The 24,208-nt window shown below is 72.2% G+C and carries 24 protein-coding genes; all 24 read left to right on the top strand.

What is annotated here, in order from left to right; all coding sequences use genetic code 11:
- The first annotated feature begins 9 nt into the window (after positions 1 to 9).
- The 24 genes from VKT83_15935 (at position 10) to VKT83_15820 (ending at position 24,162) form a co-directional block, all read left to right on the top strand.
- Positions 10 to 1,197: an FAD-dependent oxidoreductase gene (locus tag VKT83_15935; GenBank protein ID HLY23957.1), complete on the top strand. Its 1,188-nt coding sequence runs from the start codon at positions 10 to 12 to the stop codon at positions 1,195 to 1,197.
- Positions 1,194 to 2,363: a VIT1/CCC1 transporter family protein gene (locus VKT83_15930; GenBank protein ID HLY23956.1), complete on the top strand. Its 1,170-nt coding sequence runs from the start codon at positions 1,194 to 1,196 to the stop codon at positions 2,361 to 2,363. The genes VKT83_15935 and VKT83_15930 overlap by 4 nt, the downstream gene beginning before the upstream one ends.
- Before the next feature lie 10 nt (positions 2,364 to 2,373).
- Positions 2,374 to 3,198: an alpha/beta hydrolase gene (locus VKT83_15925; protein ID HLY23955.1), complete on the top strand. Its 825-nt coding sequence runs from the start codon at positions 2,374 to 2,376 to the stop codon at positions 3,196 to 3,198.
- A 3-nt stretch (positions 3,199 to 3,201) separates the two neighbouring features.
- Positions 3,202 to 3,393, top strand: coding sequence for a hypothetical protein (locus VKT83_15920; protein ID HLY23954.1), 192 nt, complete (start codon positions 3,202 to 3,204; stop codon positions 3,391 to 3,393).
- An 85-nt stretch (positions 3,394 to 3,478) separates the two neighbouring features.
- Complete coding sequence (iolN, locus tag VKT83_15915; protein ID HLY23953.1) at positions 3,479 to 4,444, top strand: 3-dehydro-scyllo-inosose hydrolase; 966 nt, start codon at positions 3,479 to 3,481, stop codon at positions 4,442 to 4,444.
- The gene (locus VKT83_15910) at positions 4,441 to 5,316 is read left to right on the top strand and encodes a sugar phosphate isomerase/epimerase family protein (protein HLY23952.1); all 876 of its coding nucleotides are present in this window, start codon (positions 4,441 to 4,443) and stop codon (positions 5,314 to 5,316) included. The genes iolN and VKT83_15910 overlap by 4 nt, the downstream gene beginning before the upstream one ends.
- Before the next feature lie 9 nt (positions 5,317 to 5,325).
- Positions 5,326 to 6,252, top strand: coding sequence for a TIM barrel protein (locus tag VKT83_15905; GenBank protein ID HLY23951.1), 927 nt, complete (start codon positions 5,326 to 5,328; stop codon positions 6,250 to 6,252).
- A 16-nt stretch (positions 6,253 to 6,268) separates the two neighbouring features.
- Positions 6,269 to 7,261: a D-glycerate dehydrogenase gene (locus tag VKT83_15900; GenBank protein HLY23950.1), complete on the top strand. Its 993-nt coding sequence runs from the start codon at positions 6,269 to 6,271 to the stop codon at positions 7,259 to 7,261.
- 450 nt (positions 7,262 to 7,711) lie between these two features.
- On the top strand, positions 7,712 to 8,074 hold the full coding sequence (locus tag VKT83_15895; GenBank protein ID HLY23949.1) for an aldolase/citrate lyase family protein: 363 nt from the start codon (positions 7,712 to 7,714) through the stop codon (positions 8,072 to 8,074).
- A gap of 83 nt (positions 8,075 to 8,157) precedes the next feature.
- The gene (locus VKT83_15890; protein ID HLY23948.1) at positions 8,158 to 8,430 is read left to right on the top strand and encodes a hypothetical protein; all 273 of its coding nucleotides are present in this window, start codon (positions 8,158 to 8,160) and stop codon (positions 8,428 to 8,430) included.
- Between the two features lie 14 nt (positions 8,431 to 8,444).
- A complete protein-coding gene (locus tag VKT83_15885) occupies positions 8,445 to 9,020 on the top strand; it encodes a DUF5317 family protein (GenBank protein ID HLY23947.1) in 576 nt (191 codons plus the stop codon).
- A gap of 227 nt (positions 9,021 to 9,247) precedes the next feature.
- Positions 9,248 to 9,670 carry a division/cell wall cluster transcriptional repressor MraZ gene (mraZ, locus tag VKT83_15880; GenBank protein HLY23946.1) on the top strand — a complete coding sequence of 141 codons (423 nt, stop codon included), beginning with the start codon at positions 9,248 to 9,250 and terminating at the stop codon, positions 9,668 to 9,670.
- 86 nt (positions 9,671 to 9,756) lie between these two features.
- Entirely contained in the window at positions 9,757 to 10,716 is a 960-nt protein-coding gene (gene rsmH / locus VKT83_15875) for a 16S rRNA (cytosine(1402)-N(4))-methyltransferase RsmH (protein ID HLY23945.1), read from the top strand.
- A 29-nt stretch (positions 10,717 to 10,745) separates the two neighbouring features.
- Complete coding sequence (locus VKT83_15870; protein ID HLY23944.1) at positions 10,746 to 11,171, top strand: hypothetical protein; 426 nt, start codon at positions 10,746 to 10,748, stop codon at positions 11,169 to 11,171.
- A complete protein-coding gene (locus tag VKT83_15865) occupies positions 11,168 to 13,078 on the top strand; it encodes a penicillin-binding protein 2 (GenBank protein HLY23943.1) in 1,911 nt (636 codons plus the stop codon). The genes VKT83_15870 and VKT83_15865 overlap by 4 nt, the downstream gene beginning before the upstream one ends.
- A gap of 65 nt (positions 13,079 to 13,143) precedes the next feature.
- Positions 13,144 to 14,640: a UDP-N-acetylmuramoyl-L-alanyl-D-glutamate--2,6-diaminopimelate ligase gene (locus tag VKT83_15860; protein HLY23942.1), complete on the top strand. Its 1,497-nt coding sequence runs from the start codon at positions 13,144 to 13,146 to the stop codon at positions 14,638 to 14,640.
- Entirely contained in the window at positions 14,637 to 16,058 is a 1,422-nt protein-coding gene (gene murF, locus VKT83_15855) for a UDP-N-acetylmuramoyl-tripeptide--D-alanyl-D-alanine ligase (protein ID HLY23941.1), read from the top strand. Before VKT83_15860 ends, murF begins: the two co-directional genes overlap by 4 nt.
- Complete coding sequence (mraY, locus tag VKT83_15850) at positions 16,055 to 17,059, top strand: phospho-N-acetylmuramoyl-pentapeptide-transferase (protein HLY23940.1); 1,005 nt, start codon at positions 16,055 to 16,057, stop codon at positions 17,057 to 17,059. Before murF ends, mraY begins: the two co-directional genes overlap by 4 nt.
- Positions 17,059 to 18,603 carry a UDP-N-acetylmuramoyl-L-alanine--D-glutamate ligase gene (murD, locus tag VKT83_15845; GenBank protein ID HLY23939.1) on the top strand — a complete coding sequence of 515 codons (1,545 nt, stop codon included), beginning with the start codon at positions 17,059 to 17,061 and terminating at the stop codon, positions 18,601 to 18,603. The genes mraY and murD overlap by 1 nt, the downstream gene beginning before the upstream one ends.
- A complete protein-coding gene (gene ftsW / locus VKT83_15840; protein ID HLY23938.1) occupies positions 18,594 to 19,769 on the top strand; it encodes a putative lipid II flippase FtsW in 1,176 nt (391 codons plus the stop codon). Before murD ends, ftsW begins: the two co-directional genes overlap by 10 nt.
- Positions 19,766 to 20,926 (top strand): undecaprenyldiphospho-muramoylpentapeptide beta-N-acetylglucosaminyltransferase, encoded by a 1,161-nt coding sequence (murG, locus tag VKT83_15835; protein ID HLY23937.1) that lies wholly within the window; start codon positions 19,766 to 19,768, stop codon positions 20,924 to 20,926. Before ftsW ends, murG begins: the two co-directional genes overlap by 4 nt.
- A complete protein-coding gene (murC, locus tag VKT83_15830; protein HLY23936.1) occupies positions 20,923 to 22,407 on the top strand; it encodes a UDP-N-acetylmuramate--L-alanine ligase in 1,485 nt (494 codons plus the stop codon). The genes murG and murC overlap by 4 nt, the downstream gene beginning before the upstream one ends.
- Positions 22,400 to 23,326 carry a UDP-N-acetylmuramate dehydrogenase gene (gene murB / locus VKT83_15825; GenBank protein HLY23935.1) on the top strand — a complete coding sequence of 309 codons (927 nt, stop codon included), beginning with the start codon at positions 22,400 to 22,402 and terminating at the stop codon, positions 23,324 to 23,326. The genes murC and murB overlap by 8 nt, the downstream gene beginning before the upstream one ends.
- Positions 23,326 to 24,162: an FtsQ-type POTRA domain-containing protein gene (locus VKT83_15820; GenBank protein ID HLY23934.1), complete on the top strand. Its 837-nt coding sequence runs from the start codon at positions 23,326 to 23,328 to the stop codon at positions 24,160 to 24,162. Before murB ends, VKT83_15820 begins: the two co-directional genes overlap by 1 nt.
- Positions 24,163 to 24,208 lie beyond the last annotated feature (46 nt).

Here is a 24,208-nt window from a genome sequence, read left to right as displayed (position 1 = left end):
GCGGTGAACATGCGGTACAAGTACGCCATCGTGGGCGGCGGCATGACGGCGGATGCCGCGATCGAGGGCATTCGTCAGGTCGATCCGTCCGGCTCCATCGCGCTCATCGGGTCCGAGACACACCCGCCGTACAACCGTCCCCCACTGACCAAAGCGCTCTGGACAGGCAAGCCGCTCGACAGCATCTGGCGCCGCACGAACCGCCAGGGCGTGGAGTTGCGGCTCGGCCGGACCGTCGCGGGCCTCGACCTGCGGCAGCGGCGCGTGACCGACGATCAAGGGACGGCCTACGAGTGGGACAAGCTGCTGCTCGCGACGGGTGGGACCCCCCGGCGGCTCGATGGTCCGGATCAGGGCGGCCGCGTCATCTACTACCGGGCGCTCGATGACTACACGCGGCTTCGCGCGCTGACCGAGCACGGCGAGCGGTTTGCGGTCATCGGCGCGGGGTTCATCGGCTCGGAGATCACGGCCGCGCTCGCGATGAACAACAAGCGTGCCGTGCTGCTCTTCCCCAGCGAGGGCATCGGCGGGCGCGTCTATCCGCCGGATCTGTCGCGGTTCCTCAACGAGTTCTATCGCGAGAAAGGCGTCGACGTGCAGCCGGGGCAGCGGATCGCCGCCGTGGAAGCGGCAGGCGACAAGACGCGCGTCCGGACGCAGAGCGGGTTGGACCTCCTTGTCGACGGCGTCGTCGCGGGCCTCGGCATCGAGCCCAACGCCGGGTTGGCCCGCGCGGCCAGCCTCGAGACGAAGGACGGAGTGATCGTCGACGAGCTGCTGCGCACGAGCCATCCCGACGTGTACGCGGCCGGCGACGTCGCGGCGTTTCATAATCCCGCGCTCGGCCGGCGCATTCGCGTGGAACACGAGGACAATGCCAACACCATGGGCAGGGCCGCGGGGCGGAACATGGCCGGCGAAGCCGGCCCGTACCATCACCTGCCGTTCTTCTATTCCGATCTCTTCGACCTGGGCTACGAGGCAGTGGGGGACCTGGATTCGCGGCTCGAGACGTTTGCCGACTGGAAGCAGCCCAACCGGGAGGGCGTCGTGTACTACCTGCAGCAGGGCCGGGTTCGCGGAGTGCTGTTGTGGAACACCTGGAACCAGGTGGAGGCGGCGCGGCGGCTGATCGCGGAGCCGGGGCCGTTCGGGCCCGCGGATCTCAAGAGCCGGCTGCCGGAGCGGACATGAGCCGGCCCGCTCCGGCCCTCCACCGTGACGAGGCGGTGGCGCGCGTGCTCGCCGCCTGGCGCGGCGAGATCCAAGCTCGCCTGGCGTACGAGCTGCTCGCGGCGCGGGAGCGCGATCCCAACAAGGCCAAGGTGCTGCGGCGGATGGCGGAGGGCGAGCGCTCCCACCGCGAGCGCCTCGAGGCGCGCCTCAAAGAGCTCGGCGCGGCCGTGCCCGATCCGGCCTCGGTGCGCCTTCCCCTGTGGACGCGTCTACAGATCCTCCTCGCGGCGACGGAAAAGGTCTTGGCGTGGCGCGAATCGCTCGAGAACGACGAAGTCGCAGACACCTACGGCCGCCCGACCGGCGACGCCGCGACGGATCGTTTGTTCGCGGAGATTCGCCGGGATGAACGCGCGCACTCACTGGCCGCGGACGAGATGCGGTCCGGCGCCGTGGCCGGGGTCGAGACACCGGAAGGACACCTCAAGCGGATCCTCGGCCGCGAGCGCTGGCACCAGTCGGGATCCAGCTGGATCTCGGGTGCCGTCTACGGCGCGAACGACGGGCTCGGCGCGGTCTTCGGGATCGTGGCGGGGGTCTCCGGCGCGACGGGCGGGTCGAGCTTCGTGCTCACGGCCGGTCTGGCCGGCGCGGTGGCCTCGGCGCTGTCCATGGCGGTCGGTGCTTTCCTCGCCGAACGGTCGTCGTCCGAAGTGGCCGCGGCCAACGTCGCCGGAGAGCGCCGGGAGATCGAGGAGAATCCCGAGGAAGAACGGCAGGAGATGTCGCTGTTCTATCAGTTGAAAGGCCTGCCGGAGCGCGACGCGGATGAGCTCGCGGCGCGCCTGAGCGCGACTCCGGAGACGATGCTCCAGACGATGGTGACGGAGGAATTGGGGGGAAGCGGTGAGGGCGGCAATCCCATTCAGGCCGGCATCGCGGCCGGAGTGAGCACCGGGCTCGGGGCGTTCATCCCGGTGCTGCCGTTCTTCTGGCTGCACGGCACCCCGGCGGTCCTGTGGGCGGCGATGATCTCGCTCGTCGCCCACTTCCTGGTCGGCGCGGCGAAGTCGCTGTTCACCCTCCGCAGTTGGTGGTCGTCCGGCCTCGAGATGACGGCGGCGGGCTTGATCGTCGGCGGCGCGACCTACGCGCTCGGCGTGGTGTTCAAAGTATCCACCTGACAGCCCCGGCTTGAACGTCCGCCGCATCCTCCACCACGCGCTCCTCGCGGACGCCGGCGCCCACCCGCGGTCTCTCCTGTTGGTTCTGCACGGGTTCTTCGGCGCCGGCCGCAACTGGACGACCGTTGCGCGAGGTCTGGTGAAGGCCCGTCCGGGCTGGGGCGCCGTGCTCGTCGATCTCCGGCTGCACGGCGCGTCGCAGGGATTTGCCCCGCCGCACACGCTGGAGAGCTGCGCCGGCGATCTCGCCGCCCTCGAGGGCACGCTGGCCGCGCCGGTGCGCGCGGTGCTCGGACATTCGTTCGGCGGTAAGGTGGCGCTGGCGTACCTCGCGCGGCGTCCGTCCGGTCTGCGTCAGGTCTGGGTCGTCGACGCCGATCCGTCCGCCGGCGTGCCTCAGGGCGCCGCGTGGGAGGTGCTGCGGGCGGTCGAGGCGCTGCCGGCGGTGTTTGCCCGCCGGGAGGACCTCGTCGCCCGGCTCGAGCGGTTGGGGTTCGACCGGCGGATCGGCGACTGGATGGCGACAAACTTGGAACCCGCGGACGGGGGCTACCGGTGGCGGCTCGACTTCGCCGCGCTCGAGGCGCTGCTCCGGGATTTCTTCCGCGCGGACCTCTGGAGCGTGGTGGAGGAGACGCCCCCCGGCGTCGCGCTGCATGTCGTCCGGGCGACGCGATCGACCGTCGTCGCGGAGGCGTCGGCGGCTCGACTGGAGGCGATCGGCCGGGCGACCGGCCGCGTCTTCGTCGACGACGTGGCCGGCGGCCATTGGCTCAACGCCGATAATCCGGAGGCCGTCACGGCGCTCCTGGCGGCCCGGCTCCCCGCGGCCTAGCATATGTGCATCACGCTGATTTCCGCGACGTTCTTTTTCGAGCTCATCCTCTTTGTGGTGGTGTTCTTGATGCTCCGGCTGCGCCATCCGTGGGGCGGCCGCGCCACGGCGTGGGTCACCGCCGTCGCGTCGATCCTGTTCCTGGCGAGCTTCGCCTTCTTGGGGGTCCTCGGCCTGGGCTACGGCTGCATTTGACGGCCGCGCCGTCGCGCGGCCGGGCGAGGGAACCCTGTGCCCGCCCCGAAGTCTAGCGGCGAGACAACATTTGCGAGGTGATGCGTTGGCGAAGTGGACGATCCCGCCGAAAGGCGGGCACATGGACAAGCGGACCGGCATTTATCTGCAGAACATGACGGGGCGTGAGGTGGATGAGCGCCTCGAGAAGAACGACATCCTCATCATCCCGCTCGGCGCGACCGAGACGCACGGCGCGCACGCGCCGCTCGGCGAGGATGTGTTCCTGGTCTGCCGGATGGCGGAAGAAGTTGCCGCGCGCACCGGCTGCACGGTCGCCCAGCCGGTCTGGTACGGCTCGCATCCGTACCACCATCTCGGCATGCAGGGCACGATCGTGATCCCCGAGGAGATCTTCGCGGGGTACGTCCGGGCGATGATCGCGGGGTTCTGGAACATGGGCTTCCGCAAGCAGATTCTGCTGAACGGCCACGGCCAGGAGTACGTCATCCCCACGGCGATGCACCAGTTCGCGAAGAAGTACCGCGTGCCGAGCCTGCTCCTGCTCGTCAACTGGTATCATCCGATCCGCGATCACTTCAAGCTCATCGGTGAGGGCGGCACCTACGAGACCCCGTTTATCCACGGGGACGAGGTCGAGACGTCCTGGTCGCTCGCGTTGTTCCCCGACCTGATCGACATGAAGGACGCGCCCGACAACAAGGTGCAGGGGTTCCTGCCGGGCGACCACGTCGACAAGGCCGGCAATCTCCTGAATCGTCCGATCAACTGGTACAGTCAGGTCGGCGCGGGGCCGATCGAGGTGAAGGCGTACATCGAAGGCGTCGTCGGGCGCAGCAGCATCGCGCGCGCCGAGAAGGCCTACAAGGGCGTGGAGCAGCTCCTCGATTACCTGGAGCGGCTGGTGACGGACGTGCATCGCACCTTCCCGCCCGGCACGCTGCCGCCGATCGAGATGATGACGGAGCGGGATCCCCACGAGCTCGACGCGGTGCTCAAGGGGCCGCGCAACGGCGGAAAGAGCATCTACAGCCTCGGCTATCCGCCGTGAGACTGGCGTACACGATCTCCGTCTCGCAGACGCGGTTCGCCGCGGTCGCGGCCGCGGACGTCCAGGCGACGATCCCGGCGCTCGCGGGCCTCGGGTTCGACGGCGTCGAGATGGCCATCCGCGACCCGGGGCACGTGGACGTCGAGGCGCTCGCGGCCGCGGCGGAGCGTTCGGGGATCGCGGTGCCGGCCGTCGGGACGGGGCAGGCCTACTTAGAAGAAGGGCTGAGTCTCACCGCCCCGGAGGAACAGGTGCGGGTGCGCGCGGCCGCCCGGCTCCTCGCGCAGGTCTCGGTGGCGCGCCGGCTCGGCGCGCTGCTCATCGTCGGGCTGATCCACGGCCCGATCCCGCCGGAGACCGACCGGGCGCTCGCCGAGGAGCACCTGCTCGAGGGACTCGGCACCGTGGCCCGGGCGGCCGGGACCGCGGGGGTGCGGCTCGTGATCGAGCCGATCAACCGGTACGAGACCAACTGGCTCAACACCGTCGAAGAGGTGCTCGATCTGATCGACCGGCTCGGCGAGGACAACGTCGGTGTGCTGCCGGACACGTTTCACATGAACATCGAGGAGACCGACATGTCCGCGGCGCTCCGCCGCGGCGGCGCGCGCGTCTGGCACGTGCACGCCGCCGACAGCAACCGGCGCGCGCCGGGGTGGGGGCACCTCGATTTCGGGCCGGTGGTGCGGGCGCTCGGCGAGATGGGCTACGGGGGTTTCCTCTCGGCCGAGATTCTCCCGCAGCCGGGCGTCCTCGACGCCGCCTGGCAGACGATCGCCGCGCTCCGCCCGCTCGTGCCGCGGCAGGCCCGCCCGGCGCAGGAGGCGCCGCTCGGGACCTCCGGCAACGGGCAGAGCCGCGGCTCTCGATGAGGTGACGTGATGCGGGAACCCTGGAGCCGCTATCTGCGTCTCGGAATTGTGCACTTCATGGCCTATCCGGCGGTCATGAAGGGCGACGGGCCGTACGTCGAGACCCTGCGCGAGATCGCCGCGGACCCGTTCTTTACGGCGGTCGAAGTCGGCTGGGTCAACGACGCGGAGCAGCGGAAGCAGGCGGCGCTGCTGCTCGCGGAGGCGCACCTGGCCGTCGGGTTCGGCGCGCAGTCCGCGCTGCTCGTGACGAAGTCGGACCTCAACGCCGCCGACGAGACGGCGCGGCTTAGCGCGGTGGCGCTCGTGAAGAACTGCGTCGACCAGGCCGTCGACCTCGGCGCGCGGCGGCTCGCCGTGTTGAGCGGGCCGTACCCGGGGGCGGGCGACGAGGCGAAGGCGGTGGACCGGCTGGTCGAGTCGCTCACGGAGATCTGCGAATACGGGCGCGGCCGCGGGGTGGGGATCACGCTCGAGACGTTCGACCGCACGATCGAGAAGAAGGCGCTCGCCGGGCCGACGGCGCTCTGCGTGGCTGTGTCCGAGCGCGTGCGCCGGACGCACGCCGACTTCGGGCTGATGCTCGACCTGAGCCACCTGCCGCTGCTCGGCGAACGGACGCGGGACGCCCTCCTGTGCGCCCGCGACCATCTCGTGCACGCGCACATCGGCAACTGCGCGATGCGCGACCGCGCGCACGCGGCGTACGGCGACGTGCACCCCCGTTTCGGCGTGGTCGGCGGCGAGAACGACACGCCGGAAGTGCTCGAGTTTCTGCGGGTGCTGTTCGAGATCGGCTACCTCGGCGGCGCGACCGCCGGCGGCGAGCGCCGGCCGTTCCTGTCCTTCGAGGTCAAGCCGCTGCCGGGCGAGGCGACCGCGACGGTCGTCGCCGGCACCAAGCGCGTCTTCATGGACGCGTGGGCGATGCTGTAGGAGGAGGATCGACGCGATGGCGACACCCCGAATCTATGTGACCCGGCCGCTGCCCGGGCCCGCGGCGCGCGTCCTGCGCGAGGCGCCGGTCGAAGTCCGCGGGTGGGACAAGGACGACACGCCGGTGGCGCGGGACGTCCTGCTGCGCGAGGTCGTCGACGCCGACGGCGTCATCTGTCTCATCACAGAGAAGATGGACGCCGAGGTGATCGACCGGATGGCCCACTGCCGCGTGATCGCGCAGGTCGCCGTCGGCTACGACAACATCGAGGTCCCGGCGGCGACGCGCCGGGGCATTTTCGTCACCAACACGCCGGGCGTGCTGACCGAAACCACGGCCGACATGGGGTGGGCGATCCTCATGGCCACCGCCCGCCGGGTCGCCGAGGGCGACAAGTTCACGCGGTCGGGCCGCTGGAAGACCTGGGAGATCATGGGCTTCACGGGGCAGGACGTGCACGGCGCGACGCTCGGCATCGTGGGGATGGGCCGGATCGGCTGCGCGATCGCCCGGCGCGCGGCGGGGTTTGCGATGCCGGTGCTCTACAACAACCGCACGCGGCTGCCGGAGGCGCAGGAGCGGGAGGTGAACGCCCGCCACGTGCCGCTGGACGAGCTGCTCGCGCAGTCGGACTTCGTCGTGATCTCGTGCGCGCTCACGCCGGAGACGCGGCATCTCATCAGCGAGCGCGAGTTGGGGCTGATGAAGCGCACCGCGGTGCTCGTCAACATCGCGCGCGGTCCCATCGTGGACCAGCGCGCGCTCTACCGGGCGCTCGTCGACAACAAGATCTGGGCGGCGGGGCTCGACGTCTTCGAGCAGGAGCCGGTGCCGATGGACGAGCCGCTGCTCAGGCTCGACAACGTCGTGCTGCCGCCGCATCTCGGCAGCGCGAGCGTGGCGACCCGGATCAAAATGGCGACGCTCGCCGCGGAAAATTGCCTGGCCGGCGTGCGCGGCGAGGTCCCGCCCAACGTCGTGAACCGCGAGGCCCTCGAACGGCGCTGACCCCGACGCCGGTGCGGGCGGCGCCGGCGCGGCGGCCGGCGTGCTGACCAACACTATGAAGGCGACGCTCCTCTCCGGGCGGCCGGCGATCGGTCTGTCCGTGATGATCCCGTCGCCGCAGATTGTCGAGATGGCGGGGCGCCTCGGCTTCGACTGGGTGCTGATCGACTGCGAGCACGGGACGATCAACCGCGAAACCGTCGAGCTGATGGCGATGGCCGCGCAGGCCGGCGGCACCACCCCGATCGCGCGGCCGGCGGTCAATAGCCCGGAGGCAATCTTGCAGGTGCTGGAGGCCGGCGCGCTCGGCGTGCAGGTGCCGCATGTGAGCACCGCGGACGAAGCCCGCGCCGCCGTCGACGCCGTCAAATATCATCCGCTCGGCTCACGGGGCTCGCCGCGGGCACGCGCCCCGCCGGCTACGGGCTCGGCGGCTCGGCCGCCGACTACGTGGAGGCGTCCAACCGCGAGACGCTCGTCTGCGTGCAGATCGAGGATACGGACGGGCTCGCGAACCTTCGCGAGATCCTCGCGGTGCCGGGGATCGACGTCTTCTTCGTCGGGCCGTCCGATCTCGCGCAGGCAATGGGGTACCCGGGGCGGACGGACGTTCCGGAGGTCCGAGCCGCGATCGACGGCGCCTTCCGCGCGATCCTGGCCGCCGGCAAAGTCGCCGGCTCAACCGGCGCCCCGGAGGCGATTCCCGGCTTGATCCGCCAGGGCATCCGCTACACCTACACGCACCTGACCCGTCTGCTGGGTCAGGCCGGACGCGATTTTTTGACGTCGGCGCGGGAGCCCGGGCCGATTTAATGTCATGACGGTCCGCGCGCTTTGGCTCGCGCCGCAGGCTCAGGGCGGGCGGTAGGGCGCGGCCCCCTGCTATAATGGCGTCCATGAGCGTGCGGTGCCCGCAGTGCGGCCGCCCCAACGTGGTGAGCCACGTGACGATCCGCTGGGCGCACGCGCGGGGATCGCTCGTCCCCGAGCGCGGCTACTACTGCGTCGCCTGCGGCAACGCGTTCGACGAGCCCCGCCCGCAGCGCGGCTCGTTTACGTTTCACTCGGTGCAGGTGCCGTCGGTGACGTCGGCGATCCGGCGACTCCAGGAAAGCGCGGACGTGGTGGTCGTGCGGCACCGGACGGGAATGCGCGAGGTTCTGTACTGATCCTTGTAATCGCGGTGCTGGCCGGCGTCGCCATCGGCCGGTTGCGCGGCGGACGGCTCGTCAATCTCACCCGACTCGCGCCGCGCTGGCTGCCGCTCCTCGTGCTGGCGGTCGCCTCGGTGACCGCCGCGCGGGCCGCCCTCGTGCCGGTTGAGACGGCGCGCGTCCTCGTCATCCTCGGCTATCTTCTGGCACTCATCGGTTTGGCGGCCAACCTGACCCTGCCGTGGTTGTGGCTTGCGCTCGCCGGCGCGGCGCTCAACGCGATCGTGATCGCGGCAAACGCCGGCCGCATGCCGGTCTCCGGAGCGGTCATTCGTGTGATCTCACGGTCCCTCATTTTCGGCGGCGCGACCGGGCCCTTCTACGTCCTGGCCGGTCCGCGGACGGTGCTCGCGCCGCTCGGGGATACGCTGCCGCTCGTGGTCGGCGGCGTCGGTGTGGTCCTGAGCCCCGGCGACTTGCTGCTCGCGCTCGGCATCGCCGGCACGCTGCAGGCCGGTATGCTGTCCGGACGCACCTCGCCCGAGTCGGAGAACGTCGACCTGCCGCGCGGCAACGGGGATCGTCCCGGCCCCGGAGAGCAATAAGCGAACACCAGTACGATAGTGATCTGGCACGCCGCCTCGCGCAAAATGCCGGGGTTTTTTTGTTGCTGCGCGTGTCTAAATGCAGGAGTATGGGGGCATGTGGAGAATGGTGGGGGTTCGTAGGGAGCAGTGGGGGATGAGTATCCCACGGCCCACGCGGCTTCAATTACATGGCGGCCGGCCGCAGAGTCGGCCGGTGAGGTCGGGACCGGTAGTGACGGCGGCGGATGCTCAGGGGCGAAGCGCAGTACGCGCTGGACGACAAAGGGCGGGTGGTGATTCCGCCCAAATTTCGGGCGGTCATGGGCGACCGCATCATCGTCACCCGGTGGACCGACCCGTGTCTTTTCGCCTTTTCCGCGCCTGAATGGCAGTCGCTCGAAGAGAAGCTCCGGACGCTGCCGCTGGGCCAGCACGAGGCGCGCCGGTACGTGCTGTCGGCGGCCGAAGATTGCGAACTCGACCGGCAGGGTAGGATTTTTCTCGCGCCGCATCTGCGCGAGCACGCAGGCATCACGCGGTCGGTAACGATCATCGGGGTGGGGGGACACCTGGAACTCTGGAGCACCCCCGCCTGGCGCAGGCGGCTCCAGAAGGTTCGGAAGGCGCCGGAGGAACTGGCGCAACAGCTCCAGGCGCTGACGCTGTAAGGTGCTGAGCAACCCGAGGTTGGCGGTGAGTCGTGCTGGCGACGGTGGCCGTGTGGATGGGCGCGTCGGAATCCCCTCACGCGACAATGCATGTCCCGGTGCTGGTGGACGAGGTGCTGGCGTACCTCGCGCCGCGGCCCGGCGCCGTGATCGTTGATGCGACGCTCGGCGAAGGCGGCCACGCCGAGGCGCTGCTGCGAAAGATCGCGCCGGCCGGCCGGCTGGTCGGGTTGGACCGGGACGGCGAAGCGCTGGCGCGCGCCGAAGAGCGGCTGCGCCCGTTTGGTCAGAACGTGACGCTGGCGCAGGCGAATTTCGGCGACCTGGACGAGGCGTTGAACGTGCTCGGCGTGGGGGCGGTGGACGGGGTGCTGCTGGACATCGGGGTCTCGACGCGGCAGCTCATGGAGGCGGAACGCGGGTTCAGCTTCGACCGCGTCGGACCGCTCGACATGCGCATGGACCGCGGCGAATCCCGGACGGCCGCCGATCTGGTGAACGCGCTCTCGGAACGCGACCTCGCCGACCTGATCTATCGCTACGGCGAGGAGCGGGCGTCGCGGAAGATCGCCCGGCAGATCGTGGCGCGGCGTCCCCTGCGGACGACCCGCGACCTGGCGCGCGCCGTCGAAGCGGCGGTGGGCGCGAGCCGCGGGCGGCTGCATCCGGCGACCCGTACGTTTCAGGCGCTGCGGATCGCGACAAACCGCGAGATCGAGTCGCTCGAGCGCGCGCTGCCGCAGGCGGTGCGGCGCCTCCGGCCGGGCGGCCGGCTCTGCGTGATCGCCTTCCACTCCATCGAGGACCGCGTCGTCAAGACGACGCTCGTCCGGTTCGCGCGCGGCTGCACTTGTCCGCCCGGGCTGCCGGAGTGCCGGTGCGGCGGCGAGCGGCTCGTGCGGATTCTGACGAAGAAGCCGGTCACGGCGTCCGCGGCCGAAATTGCCCGCAACCCGCGGGCGCGCAGCGCGCGCCTGCGTGCGGCCGAGCGGCTGATCGACGGCAGCCGGCCGCTTGCCGGCCGGCAGAGCAGCATCACATGCTAGCGCTTGAACGGCAGCATCGAGTCTATCCGGTGCTTCTGCCGGAATCTTGGGCCGAAGGGGGGGAGGCGACCCGGCGTCGGCGGAGACGTTACCCGGTAGTTTCAGCACTCACAATCGCAGCACTCGCGGTACTCCCGTTCATCGCATACGTCGCAGCTGTATCCAACGCCGCACACATCGGCTACCAGATCCTGCACCTGTCGAAGGACATCGCCGCACTAGAGACGGACCACGAACGTCTCCAGGCCACCGCCTCCTCCCTGAAGGCCCCGGATCGCATCGAGCGATTGGCCGTGACGCGCCTCGGCCTGCGCTCGCCCGGCGCGAACCAAATCGCCGCGATCCGGCTGCCGCACACCGCGGTCCGTCCCGATGACCATCGGGCCGGGGTGTGGCAGCGGTTCGGCGCGTACTTCAACCGCAGCGAAGCGCAGGCCGCACCGGCTCCACGATGAACCGGCGCCGTCCGTCACGGCCGCGCCGGCGACATCATACCGCGGACGGGTCGGGGCCTCCCCGGTTTCGCCCCGGCGGCGCGAATCCGCGGGGTGATCACGCCCCCCCCGGCGAGCCCGACGGCATCGCCCGGCGGCGGCTCGTCGCGTTATCGTGCGTCTGGATCGTCGCGCTCGGCCTCCTTGTCGTCCGTATGGTCGATCTGCAGATCGTGCGCGCCGGCGCGCTCGCGCGGCTCGCGGACCGCCAGCAGCTGGAGTCGCTGCGCCTGCCCGGCCGCCGGGGACAGATCCTCGACCAGGCCGGCCGGCCGCTCGCAATCAACGTCGAGGTCGATTCCATCTACGCGGTGCCGAGGGCGATCGACGATCCCGGCGCGTTCGCGCGCGCGGCCGGGCCCGTCCTCGGGCTCTCACCCGGCGAGGTAGAGGCGCGGCTGCGCCGCGGCGGCCCGTACTTCGCCTGGCTCGCGCGGCGGCAGCCCGCGGAGGTCGCGGACCGGCTCCGCGCGCTCGATCTCGGCGAGACGGCCGGGATCGTCCCGGAGTCGCGGCGCGCCTACCCCGCCGGCACGCTTGCGGCGAACCTCCTCGGGTTCACCGGCACCGACGACGCGGGGCTGGCCGGCCTCGAACTGCAGTACGACCGCGTGCTGCGCGGCACCGGTGGGATCGAGGTGGCCGATCGGGACGCGATCGGCCGGGAGCTCATCCAGACGCAGCGCATCGTCACCCCCCCGCGCGACGGCGCGACGCTGGTGCTCACGATCGACGAGGTCATCCAGCACATCGCCGAGCGCGAGGTCGCCCGCGCGGTGGAGCAGTCGCGGGCCCGCGCCGGCCTGGTGATCGTCATGGATCCGGAGACCGGCGGACTGCTCGCGCTGGCGGCGGCGCCGTCGTTCGATCCGAACCGGTATCAGGACGCGCCGCCGCGGCTGTGGAAAAGCCCGGCGGTCGCCGACGTGTACGAGCCCGGATCGACGTTCAAGTTGATCCTCGCGGCCGCCGCGCTCGACAGCCGCGCCGTCACGCTCGAGGACCGGTGGACCGATCCGGGAAAGATTCGAATCAACGGCGCGACGATCCACGACGCGGAGCCCAACGAGCACTTCGACTCGCTCGGCCTGGCGGACATCATCAAGTATTCGAGCAACGTCGGCGCGGCGCAGGTTGCGACGCGGCTCGGGAAGGACGCGATGTTCGCATACATCCGGCAGTTCGGCTTCGGCCGCCCGACCGGAATCGATCTGCCGGGTGAAGTCGCGGGGCTCGTGCGGCCGGTCGCGCAGTGGTACGGGCCGACCCTTCAGAACATCGCCTTCGGTCAGGGCATCTCCGTGACGCCGGTCCAGCTGCTGGTCGCCGAATCGTCGTTCGCGACGGACGGCCTCGCCGTGCGGCCCCATGTCGTCGCCGTCGTCCGGGACGCCGCCGGCCGGACGATCTCGACGCCCGGCGACGTGACGCGGCACCGGGTCATCGACGCGGGGGTGGCGGCACAGGTGCTCGCGATGATGCGGGAGGTCGTGCGCGCCGGCACCGGGGTCAAGGCGCAGGTCGACGGCTACACGGTAGCCGGCAAGACGGGCACCGCGCAGCGCCCCGGCCCGTCGGGCGGCTATGAGCCCGGCGCGTACGTCGCGTCGTTCGTGGGCATCGTGCCGGTGCCGTCCCCGCGCCTGGCGATCCTGGTGGTCATCGACGAGCCGCGCGGCGTGTACTTCGGCGGCGACGTGGCGGCGCCGGTCTTCCACGAGATCGCCCGCCAGGCATTGTGGTACCTTCGGGTGGCGCCGGAAGAGACGCCGCAGGCGGCTTCGCTGATGACGCTGCCGGTTTCACCGACGCCCCCGCCGGCGGGGCCGGTGCCGGCCGCGGCCCCGCCGGCACCGGCCCCGCGCTGACAGGCGCCGCGCGCTCGTGGGCGGCTGCGCGTTTTGATGGTATGCTGAGCCCGGAGGACCACCGAATGCGCGTTACTGACCTTGTGGCCGCGCTGGCCGCGGAGGACGGCGGGGCGGCGGCAGTCTCCGTGCTCGGGGGCGAAGGCCGGGAGTTCAGCGGGCTCGCGCACGACTCCCGCAGCGTCCGTCCGGGCGATCTGTTCGCCGCGATCCGCGGCTTCACGCAGGATGGACACCGCTACGCCGCCGACGCGGTGCGGCGCGGCGCCGCGGTGCTCCTCGTCGATCATCCGCTCGCCGACCTTGCCGCGACGCAGGTCGTCGTGCCGAACACGCGCCGCGCGTTCGCGGCGGCCGCGGCCGCCTTCTACCGGCATCCCTCGCGCGAACTCAACGTTTGCGGCACCACCGGGACCAACGGCAAGACCACGACGACCTTCCTCGTCGACGCCATCCTTCGCGCGGCCGGCCGGCGCAGCGCCGTGATCGGTACGCTCGGCGTGCAGTTGGACGGCGCGCCGGTGGAGTTCCACGCGACGACGCCGACCACGCCGGAGGCGTCGGATCTGCAGCGGCTCCTGCGCGAGATGCGCGACCGCGGCGTGCAGGACGTGACGATGGAGGTGACGTCGCACGCGCTCGAACTGGACCGCGTCGCCGAATGCCGGTTCGTCACCGCGGTCTTCACGAATCTGACGCAGGACCACCTCGACCTGCACGGCACGCTCGAGGGGTACCGCGACGCGAAAGCCCGCCTCTTCGCGATGCTGGAGCCCGGCGGTGTGGCTATCGTCAACGCCGACGATTCGTACGGCGACGCGATGGCGCGGGCCAGCCGCGCCCCGGTGTGGACGTACGGCATCGACCGGCCCGCGCGGATCCGCGCGGAAACGCTCACGCTCTCGCCGCGCGGGACGGGGATGACGGTGGTGTGGCCGGAGGGGCGCGTGCCGGTGGCGCTGCCGCTGCCCGGCCGCTTCAACGTCAGCAATGCGCTCGCCGCCTTCGCGGTCGGGCTCAGCCGCGGCGTGCCCGCCGAGACGATGCGGCGCGTGCTCGAGTCGACGACGGGCGTCCCCGGGCGGTTCGAGCCCGTCGACGAGGGCCAGCCCTTCGCCGTCATCGTGGACTACGCGCACACCCCCGACAGTCTGGAACAGGTCCTGCGGCTCGCCCGCGAGATCTCGCCGGGACGGCGGATCGTGGTCTTCGGCTGCGGCGGCGACCGCGACCGGACGAAGCGCCCGATCATGGGACGCATCGGGACGACCCTCGCGGACTACGCTTTCTTTACCTCCGACAACCCGCGCGGCGAGGATCCCGAAGCGATCCTGCGCGAGATCGAGGCCGGCGCGCTCGGGGCGCGCAACTTCTCGAGCGCGGCGGACCGGCGCCTGGCGATCGAGCAGGCGATCGCGCTCGCGCGGCCCGGCGACGTCGTCGTGATCGCCGGCAAGGGGCATGAGACCTATCAGATCGTCGGCGACCAGGTGATCGATTTCGACGACCGCGCGGTCGCCCGGGAGGTGCTGCGCGCGCGGTGTGCCGGGAAGACGCGGTGACGCCGGTCTCGATCTCCGCCGCCGATGCCGCCCGGCTCGCGGGCGGCGCGGTCGTACGCGGTGATCCCGCGGCGTCCGTATGCGGCGCCGCGATCGACAGCCGGGAGGTCGAGCCGGGGATGCTGTTCGTCGCGCTGCGCGGCGAGCACGCGGACGGCCACCGGTTCGTCGGCGAGGCGCTGCGCCGCGGCGCCGGCGCCGCGCTCATCTCCGCGGACGCCGCCGGCGAGGCCGCCGGCGCCGGCGCGGTCCTGATCCGCGCGGCCGACACGCTGCTCGGGCTACAGCGGCTCGGCCGGGGACTGCGGGAGCGTCGGCCCCTGCGTGTCGTCGGCATCACCGGCAGCGTCGGCAAGACGTCGACCAAGGAAATGACGGCGCTCGTGCTCGCGGAACGGTTCGAGACCGCGCGGTCGCCGGAGAACTGGAATACGGAGATCGGCATCCCTCTCGTGCTCGTCAACCTGCCCGCGGCCGCGTCGGTCGCCGTCCTCGAGCTGGCGATGCGGGGGCCCGGTCAGATTCGCGAGCTCGTGGAGATCGCCCGTCCGCAGATCGGGGTCGTGACCGCGATCGGCGAGTCGCACATGGACTTCTTTGAAACCCGCGAGCAGCTCGCCGCCGCGAAAGGGGAGCTGATCGAGGGCCTGCCGCCGGAGGGGGTGGCCGTGCTCAACGCCGACGACCCGCTCGCGCTCGGCCTGGCAGGCCGGGGGCCGGCGCGCGTGATCACGTTCGGGTTCGGGGACGCGGACGCGACGGCCCGGGACGTCCGGATGCGGCCGGGGGAGGGCAGCACGTTTGTCCTGCGCGTCGGGGGAGACGAGATCCCCGTCGCGCTCGCCGTCCCGGGGCGGCACGCGATCCGCAACGCGCTCGCGGCCGCGGCGGCCGGGGCGGCCCTCGGCGTCCCCGCGGCCGGGATCGCGCGCGGCCTCGGCCGCGCGCGGGCGATGGCGAAACGCCTCGAGGTGCTGCGGCTCGGGGGCGCCGTCGTGATCAACGACGTGTACAACAGCAGTCCGCGCTCGATGGAGGCCGCGCTCGACCTGATGGACGAGTTTGCGGGGCGGCCGCGGATCGCGGTCCTCGGCGATATGCGCGAGCTCGGAGCGCTCTCGATGGAGGCCCACCGCGGGGTCGGACGCGAGGTGGCGCGGCGGGGAGTCGACGTGCTGATCGCGCTCGGCCCCCTGGCCGCGGACCTGGCGGGGGCGGCCGGCGAGGCCGGACTGCCGCGCGTCGTGCACACCATCGATCGCGCGGATGCGCTCGGTGCGCTGCGGCGGGAAATCCGCCCCGGGGCCGTGGTGTTGGTGAAGGGCTCGCGGGCGCTGGCGATGGAGCAGATCGTAGACGGCCTCCGCCCGGAGGCCCCGCACGAGACGGGGCGCGAGGCCCCGCGGCGCGCGGGATGACGCCGGCCCTCGCCGCGGCGTGGATCCTCGCGTGCCTGCTGGTCGTCGTGGGCGGCCGGCCGCTCATCGCCCGGCTCGCGCGCGCCGGCGCCGCGCAGCGGGTGCGCGAGGACGCGGTGGCGCGCAAGATGACCCTCGATCCCTCCGCGGCCGCGCTGCACGCCGCGAAGGCCGGCACGCCGACGATGGGGGGCCTGCTCATCATCGGCGCGCTGCTGGCCGCGGCCGTCGCGGCCGGTGCCTGGGCCGGGCGGCTCGGGCCGGATCTCCTCGTCGGACTCGCCGCGGTCGCGGTGTTTGCCGCGATCGGCGCTCTCGACGACGCGCTCTCGCTCGTGCGCGGACGAAACCTGGGCCTGCGCGCGCGGGAAAAGTTCGCCCTGCAGATTCCCGCGGCGCTGCTGCTCGGCGTGTACGTGCTGCGGCAGCCCCACCTCGGCGGCGCGCTCGAGATTCCCGGGACTCCCGTGCGCTGGGAGCTCGGCTGGGGGTATCCCGTCTTTTGCCTGCTCCTCGTCGTCGGCATGGTCAACGCGGTCAACCTGACCGACGGACTCGACGGCTTGGCCGCGGGCACGGTCGCGATCGGGGCGGGGGCGCTCGCGGTGCTGGCGGCTCGGGCCGGCGCGGGCCCGGCGGCCGTGATTGCCGCGGCCACGGGCGGCGCCGCGCTCGGCTTCCTGTGGCACAACGCCTATCCGGCCGGCGTGTTCATGGGCGACGTCGGATCGATCGGGCTGGGCGCGGCGCTCGCCGTGGCCGGGGTACTCTCCAAACGAGAGGTGTTGATGCTGATCGTCGGCGGCGTCGCGGTCGCGGAGGCTCTGTCGGTCATGTTGCAGGTGGCGTGGTTCAAGTCGACCGGCGGGCGCCGGCTCTTCCGGATGAGCCCGCTGCACCACCACTTCGAGCTGTGCGGCTGGACCGAGACGCAGACGGTCGTGCGGTTCTGGCTCTGCGGGGCGCTGCTGGCCGCGGTCGGCGTGGGGCTGCGGCCGTGATGGCCGACGTGCTCGCGCGTCTGCGCGGCCGCCGCATTCACGTGCTCGGCTTCTCCGGGACGGAAGGCTCGACGGTCGTGGATTTTCTCCTCGCACACGGCATCACGACGATCACCGCGCACGATCTCGCGGGCGCCGACGCGTTTCCCGGCGCGTTCCGCCGCACGCACCAGTGGATGACGCAGGACGAGCAGGCCGCGGCGCTCGAGCGGCTCGCCGGCGCCCCGATCACGCGCTGCTTCGGCGATCGCTACCTCGAGGGCATCGACGCCGCCGAGATCATCTACGTGAGTCAGGCGTGGTTCCGGCACGCCGAGAACGCGCCCGTCCGCCGCGCACGGGACCGGGGGGTGCCGCTCAGCAGCATGACGGCGCTCTTCTTCGAGACGGTCCCCTGTCCGATCGTGGGGGTCACCGGCACGAACGGCAAGTTCACCGTCGTGCGCCTCGCCGCGACGATGCTGGCGCGGAGCGGCCGCGCGACGTTCGAGACCGGCAACGACCGCACGCACGTGCCGATTCTGTACCGCCTCGCGGAGGTCACGCCGCAGGCCGTGCTCGTCGTCGAGATCAGCAACCGCCAGCTGGTGGGCCTCGGGCACAGCCCGCACGTGGCGGTCGTGACGAACGTCGCCGCGCACCATCTCGACGACCACGGCTCGTTCGACGCGTACGCCGAGACGAAGCGCGGGATTCTCGCCTACCAGCGCGCGGACGACTGGGCGCTGCTCAACGGGGACGATCCGGTGACGCGGGGGTTCGCCGCGGGCGCGCGCGGCCGGGTGCTCTTCTGGAGCCGGACCCGGGCGGTCGACGAGGGGGCGTGCGTCGTAGACGGCCGGATCGTGCTGCGGCTGGACGGACGAGAGGAGGACCTTGCGGACGCGCGCCTGCAGTCGCCGGGGGCCCACACCCTCGAGAACGCGCTGGCCGCCGCCCTCGCCGCGCGCGTCGCCGGGGCCGGCGCGCCCGCGATCGGCGCGGTGCTGCGCGAGTTCCGCGGCCTGCCGCACCGCCTCGCCCTCATCGCCGAGGTCGGCGGCGTCCGGTATTACGAAGACTCGCTCGCGACCAACCCGGCCGCGGCCGCGGCCGCCGTGCGCGCGTTCGACCGCCCGCTCGTGCTGCTGGCCGGCGGCATGCGCCGCAACGCGTCGGCGCGGGACTTCGCGCCGGTCGCCGAAGCGCTCGCCGCGCAGACCGTGCGCGGCGTCGTCGTCTTCGGCGCGATGGCGCCGCTGCTTGCCGAGGCGATCGCCGCCGCGGGCGTGACGGCGCCGGTGGTGCGGTGCGGGACGCTCGACGAAGCGGTGCCCGCCGCGCGGGCGCTCGCGCGGCCGGGCGACGCGGTGACCCTGTCGCCCTCGTGCGAGAGCTTCGACCAGTACCGGGACTACCGCCACCGGGCGGAGCACTACCAGGCGCTGGTCGCATCCCTCGCCCGCGAGACCACGCCGGGCGCGGGCCGCGACGACACGAAGACGGCGGCCAAAGGTCCCCTGGGGGCCGGAGGGCCGCAGGGGGGAGGCCGGTCGTGGACCTGATCCACCGGCGCGGCGCCGCGTGGGGCCTCTTTACGATCGTCCTACTGCTCACGTGCATCGGCATCGTGATGGTGTACAGCGCGAGCTCGGTCGCGGCGCAGGCGCAGTACCACGACGGCTCCTGGTTCCTGAAGCGCCAGCTGCTCTATGAGCTGATCGGGCTCGCCGGCATGTTGGCGGCGTGGCGCATCCACTACGTCCGGCTGCGGCGCTTCACGTTTCCGCTGCTGCTCGGGACGCTCGTCACCCTCGTGCTGGTGCTGATCCCGCACGTCGGCCGCGTGGCCGGCGGCGCGCGGCGGTGGATCTCCTTCGGCGGTCCGCTCAACTTCCAGCCGGCCGAGCTGGCCAAGCTCGCGCTGATTCTCTACCTGGCGCACTTCCTGGCCAACCGCGGCTCCCGAACGCGCGAGTTCGGCGCGGGGATGATTCCGCCGCTCGTGGTGCTCGGCCTCGCGGCGGTGCCGATCGTGAAGCAGCCGGATCTTGGGTCCGCGCTGATCCTCGTGATTATCGGTTTCGTGATGCTCTTTGTAGGGGGGGCGCGGCTCACGCATCTGGCCGGCGTCGGCGCGCTCGCCGTGCCGGCGGTGCTCGGTGTCATTCTGCACGCCGGCTACCGGAGCCAGCGCCTCTTGGCGTTCCTCCACCCATGGCGTGATCCGCGCGGCAGCGGCTTCCACATCATTCAGTCGCTGCTCGCGATCGGCTCCGGCGGGCTGCTCGGATTGGGGCTTGGGCACAGCCGCCAGAAGTTCTTCTACTTGCCTGAGCGCCACACCGACTTCATCTTCGCGATCATCGGCGAGGAGCTCGGCCTCGTCGGCAGCATCGTCGTGATCGCACTGTTCGCGGCGCTGGCGATCTGGGGATACCGAATCGCCACGCGCTGCCCCGACCGGTACGGCGCGCTGCTCGTCTCGGGCCTCACCACCATGCTCGTCGGCCAGGCCGTCCTCAATATCGGCGTCGTCTCCGGGTCGCTGCCGATCACGGGAGTTCCGCTGCCGTTTATCAGCTTCGGCGGGTCGTCGCTCGTGCTGAACGACATCGCCGTCGGCATCCTCTTGAACATCTCGCAGTACGCGCGTCCCGAGGAAGAGGTCGTCACCTCGAAGTCGCGGCGCGCGATCGTTCGCCGGCACTCCGCCTGGGCCCGCGGATGAACCTCATGCTCGCCGGCGGCGGCACGGGCGGTCACGTCTATCCCGCGCTCGCACTCGCCCAGGCACTCCGCCGCCGCGATCCGTCCGCGCGGGTGCTGTTCGTCGGCAGCGCGTCGGGCATGGAGGCGTCGCTCGTCCCGGCCGCCGGCGTCCCATTTGCCGGCCTCGCGGTGCGGCCGCCGCGCAGCCGCTCGGCGCGCCGCACCGCGGTGGCGCTGGGGACCGCGGCCGCCGGATTCGTGCAGTCGGCCGCGATCGTCGCCCGGTTCAGGCCGGACGCCGTTGTCGCCACCGGGGGCATCGCCGCGGCGCCGCCGGTCCTCGCGGCGTGGGTGATGCGCATTCCCATCGTGCTGGTGGAGGGCAACGCCGCGCCGGGCCGCGCGAACGCCTTCCTCGCGCGGTTCGCCCGCGCCGTCGCGGTGACGTCGGATGACGCGGCGGTGCGCATCCCCGGGGGCCGGGCCCTCGTGACCGGTCTTCCGGTCCGCCCGGAGATCTACGCGACGCCGCGAAGCGACGGGCTTCGTGCCTTCGCGCTGGATCCCGCGCGGCGGACGATCCTGGCGATCGGGGGAAGTCAGGGCGCGGCCCGCCTCAACGCCGCCGTGGACGAGATGGTGACGCGGTTGGCGGGCCGGACGGATCTCCAAATTCTGCATCAGACCGGCCGCGGCTGGCGCGGCCCCGGCACGGGGCCGGAGGCGCCGGCCGCCGCCGCCGCTGCCGGCATGCCCGCGGACACGGCCGGCATCCGGCACGTGCGGGTGCCGTACTTCGAGCAGATCGGTCTCGCGTACGCGTGCGCGGATTTGGTGATCAGCCGCTGCGGCGCGACGGCGCTCGCGGAGGTCACGGCCTGCGGGCTGCCGGCGGTGCTCGTGCCGTACCGCTACGCGGCCGGGGGACACCAGGCGGAGAACGCGGCGCCGCTCGTCCGCGCCGGCGCCGCGTCGCTCGTCGCCGACGAGGCGCTGGACGGAGGAACCTTGGCCCGCGAAGTGCTCGAGATCCTCGAAACGCCCGGCCGCCGGGACGCGATGGCCGCGCGGTCGAGGGCGCTCGGCCGTCCCGACGCCGCGGACCGGGTTCTCGCGCTGCTGGAACGGGTCCGCCGCGGCGCCGCCGCGGCCGTGTCGAAGGAATCCCACGCATGACCGCGTCCGGCAGCCCTCCCGATCCCGGCACCGGCCTGGCGATCGTCCGGGGCGCGCGCGCCCATTTCGTCGGCATCGGCGGAGCCGGGATGAGCGCCATCGCCCGCGTGCTGCTGGCGCGCGGCTGCGCCGTGTCCGGCTCCGATCTCCGGGAAAGCGAGACGACGCGGCGCCTCAGAGCCGCCGGCGCGGTCGTGCACGTCGGACACGCGGCGCCCAACGTCGAGGGAGCCCAGATCGTGATCGTCAGCCGTGCGGTACCCGACGAGAACGTCGAGGTGCGTACCGCGGTCGCGCGCGGGCTGCCGATCGTGCACCGGGCGCGGATGCTGGCCGAGCTCATGCGCGGCCGCGATGCGATCGCGGTCGTCGGCACCCACGGCAAAACGACGACGACCGCCATGCTCGGCGCGATCCTGGCGCGGGCCGGCCGGGATCCGACCGTGCTGGTCGGCGGCGACGTCGCGTCCTTCGGCGGGACCGCGCGCGTCGGGGCCGGGCCCGAGGTCGTGGCGGAGGTGGACGAAAGCGACGGGTCGCTCGTCTGGATCACACCGTCGATCGCCGTCGTGACGCCGCTCGACGCCACCGACCACCTGGACTTCTACGGCTCCGAAGCGCGGCTCATGACGACGTTCCGGCAGTTCCTCGCCACCGTCCCGGCCTCCGGGTTCGCCGCGGTGTGCACCGATGCGCCGGCGGGCCGGGCGCTGGTCCGGGACGCGGGATCGCGCACCCTGACGTACGGCCTCGAGGGCGTCCCGGACTACGGCGGGCGCGTGCTCGAGACGTCGGGCCACCGCACCGTCGTGGAAGCACGGCGCGGCGGCGCGGTCATCGGCCGGATCGCGCTCGCGATCCCCGGCGCCTACAACGCGCAGAACGCGATCGGAGCGCTCGCCGTCGCGACAGAGCTGGGGATCGCTCCGGACGTCACGGCGGGGGCCCTCGCGGCGTTCGAGGGCGTCGCCCGCCGGTTCAGCGTGCGCGGCGACGTCGACGGCATCCTCGTCGTGGACGACTACGCGCACAATCCCACCAAGGTCGCGGCCCTCCTCGCCGCGGCCCGCCGCGGCTGGCCGGCGGCCCGGATCGTGGCCGTGTTTCAGCCGCACCGGTTTACCCGCACGCAGACCGTCGGCCACCAGTTCGCGCGCGCGTTCGACCCGGTCGACGAGGTGATCGTGACCGAGATCTACGCGGCCGACGAGCGGCCTATCCCGGGCGTCGACGCGGGGATCATCGTGCGCGCGGTCAGCGCGCATCGGCCCGTCCGCTTCGTGCCCGACCTTGCCGACGCCGCGGCGCTGGTGGCCGCCGAAGCGCGGCGTGGGGATCTGATCCTGACGATCGGCGCCGGCGACGTTTGGAAGGTCGCCGAGGATGTCGCCGCGCGGCTGCGGGGACACCCGGCGTCCACGACCACGTGGCCGGAGACGGGTCCGCCGGCCCCGCTCGGCGCGGAGGCCCCACGTGGCTAAAGTCGAGCTCGCGCCGGTGGCCGCGGCGCTGGAGCGTCTCTGCCCGGGGGCCGTTCGCCGGAACGAGCCGCTCGCGAAGCACGTCTCCTTCCGGATCGGCGGCCCGGCCGACATTCTCGTGCTCCCGCGAACCCTCGCGTCGCTCGACGCCGCCGTCGCCTGGCTCTATGAACAGGGTGTGCCGTTCCTCGTGCTGGGCCGGGGCAGCAACGTGCTGATCGCCGACCGCGGCGTCCGCGGGGTGGTGCTGAAGACCGGCCGCGGGCAGGAGGGCGTGACCTACGATGGGCCGCGCGTCCACGCGGAGTGCGGGGTGAGTGTGCCGCACCTGAGCCGGAGGACGGCGGAACGGGGTCTCGCCGGACTCGAGTTCGCGGCCGGGATTCCCGGCTCGGTGGGCGGGGCCGTGGTCATGAATGCCGGCGCGCACGGCTGCGCCATCGCCGACGTGCTTCGCTCCGCCCGTGTCCGGACCCCGCGCGGCCTCGTTTCGTGGACCGGCGCCGATCTCGCCCTGCGCTACCGCCACAGCCTATTACAAGATCAACCGGGGGTCGTCCTTGACTGTGACTTGATGCTTTACCCGGCGCCCGCCGCGGAGACCGTGGCCCGGCTCGAGGAGTGGCTCCGGACGAGGGCCGAAAGCCAGCCGCTGGGCCCTCCGAGCTCCGGCTGCATCTTCCGCAATCCCGACGGCGACTACGCCGGCCGGCTGATCGAAGCCTCCGGCACGAAAGGCCTGCGGGTCGGCGGCGCCGTGGTGAGCGACCGGCACGCCAACTACATCCTCAACACCGGCGGCGCGACCGCCCGCGACGTGCTGGCGCTGATCGGCAAGGTGCAGGGCCGGGTCCACGACCACGCCGGCACGGACCTGGCGACCGAGATCAAGATGTTCGGCGACTTCGAGGAGGCCTGATGCCGCGTCTGCGGGAGGGAGACGCCGCGCCGGCCGCCCGGCACGAGCCGAGCCGCGCCGCCACCGGGGGCGCCGTCCCGGCGGGCGGCCGCGGGTCTGCCAGCGAGCGGGTGCTGCGTTTCCTCGCGGCGATCGCCTTTCTCTGCGGCGTGGTGTCCTTCGCGGGGTCGAGCGTATTCGACATCCGGTCGATCAGCGTCTCCGGGAACCGCGCCGTCCCGGCGCCGGAAGTCCTCGTCGGGGCCGGCGTCCGGAGGGGGACCAGCCTCTTTACCGTCAACGCCGGCCGGATTCGCGACCGGCTGCTGCAGGACCCGAGAATCGCCGCGGTCTCAGTCGCCGTCGCCTTTCCCGACCGCGTCCACATCACCGTGCGCGAGCGGGCGGCCGCGGCCGCCCTGCGCGTGCCGGGAGGCTATGTTCTTCTCGGCTCAGACGGCGTCGCCATCGTGCCGTCAGAAACCCCCGGGCGGCTCCCCGCGCTGACGGTTGATCGGCTCGACCCCGCGGTGGTGCAGGCAGGGATCGTGGTTCCCTCGCCGCACGCCCGGTTCGGGGCGGACATCGCCGGCTCGCTTCCCGAGGATCTCCGACCGGATGTGGCGGCCCTCCGGGTGGACGAGGCGGGCGAGGTGATTCTCTATACCCGGGACGGTATCGCGGTCCGCGCCGGCGCGCCGGACGGCATTCGTGATCGCCTCGCCCGTGTGGCCGACGTGCTGGCCGCGATACGGTCGCGCGGCCTACGGGTCGAGTACGTGGACATCCGGTTCCCCGGCAGCGTGATCGTGAAGCCCATCGGCGGCCCGGCAGGACCGGCCGGAAGGCCCGGGTAGCGGCAGGAGAACCTTCCCGAACGTTGAAAGAACCGCAGGATATACC

Source organism: bacterium (assembly GCA_035308905.1).
Lineage (GTDB): Bacteria > Sysuimicrobiota > Sysuimicrobiia > Sysuimicrobiales > Segetimicrobiaceae > DASSJF01.
Note: the sequence above shows the minus strand (reverse complement) of the source record. Positions and strands in the feature narration are given on the sequence as shown.

Excerpts from the sequence above, each read along its gene's own strand:
- mraZ (HLY23946.1), top strand. The coding sequence starts at position 9,248 with ATGCTCAGGGGCGAAGCGCAGTACGCGCTGGACGACAAAGGGCGGGTG.
- murD (HLY23939.1), top strand. The coding sequence starts at position 17,059 with ATGGCCGACGTGCTCGCGCGTCTGCGCGGCCGCCGCATTCACGTGCTC.
- rsmH (HLY23945.1), top strand. The coding sequence starts at position 9,757 with ATGCATGTCCCGGTGCTGGTGGACGAGGTGCTGGCGTACCTCGCGCCG.
- VKT83_15920 (HLY23954.1), top strand. The coding sequence starts at position 3,202 with ATGTGCATCACGCTGATTTCCGCGACGTTCTTTTTCGAGCTCATCCTC.
- VKT83_15935 (HLY23957.1), top strand. The coding sequence starts at position 10 with ATGCGGTACAAGTACGCCATCGTGGGCGGCGGCATGACGGCGGATGCC.
- murG (HLY23937.1), top strand. The coding sequence starts at position 19,766 with ATGAACCTCATGCTCGCCGGCGGCGGCACGGGCGGTCACGTCTATCCC.
- VKT83_15930 (HLY23956.1), top strand. The coding sequence starts at position 1,194 with ATGAGCCGGCCCGCTCCGGCCCTCCACCGTGACGAGGCGGTGGCGCGC.
- mraY (HLY23940.1), top strand. The coding sequence starts at position 16,055 with ATGACGCCGGCCCTCGCCGCGGCGTGGATCCTCGCGTGCCTGCTGGTC.
- VKT83_15865 (HLY23943.1), top strand. The coding sequence starts at position 11,168 with ATGAACCGGCGCCGTCCGTCACGGCCGCGCCGGCGACATCATACCGCG.
- murC (HLY23936.1), top strand. The coding sequence starts at position 20,923 with ATGACCGCGTCCGGCAGCCCTCCCGATCCCGGCACCGGCCTGGCGATC.
- VKT83_15900 (HLY23950.1), top strand. The coding sequence starts at position 6,269 with ATGGCGACACCCCGAATCTATGTGACCCGGCCGCTGCCCGGGCCCGCG.
- VKT83_15820 (HLY23934.1), top strand. The coding sequence starts at position 23,326 with ATGCCGCGTCTGCGGGAGGGAGACGCCGCGCCGGCCGCCCGGCACGAG.
- VKT83_15890 (HLY23948.1), top strand. The coding sequence starts at position 8,158 with ATGAGCGTGCGGTGCCCGCAGTGCGGCCGCCCCAACGTGGTGAGCCAC.
- VKT83_15905 (HLY23951.1), top strand. The coding sequence starts at position 5,326 with ATGCGGGAACCCTGGAGCCGCTATCTGCGTCTCGGAATTGTGCACTTC.
- VKT83_15860 (HLY23942.1), top strand. The coding sequence starts at position 13,144 with ATGCGCGTTACTGACCTTGTGGCCGCGCTGGCCGCGGAGGACGGCGGG.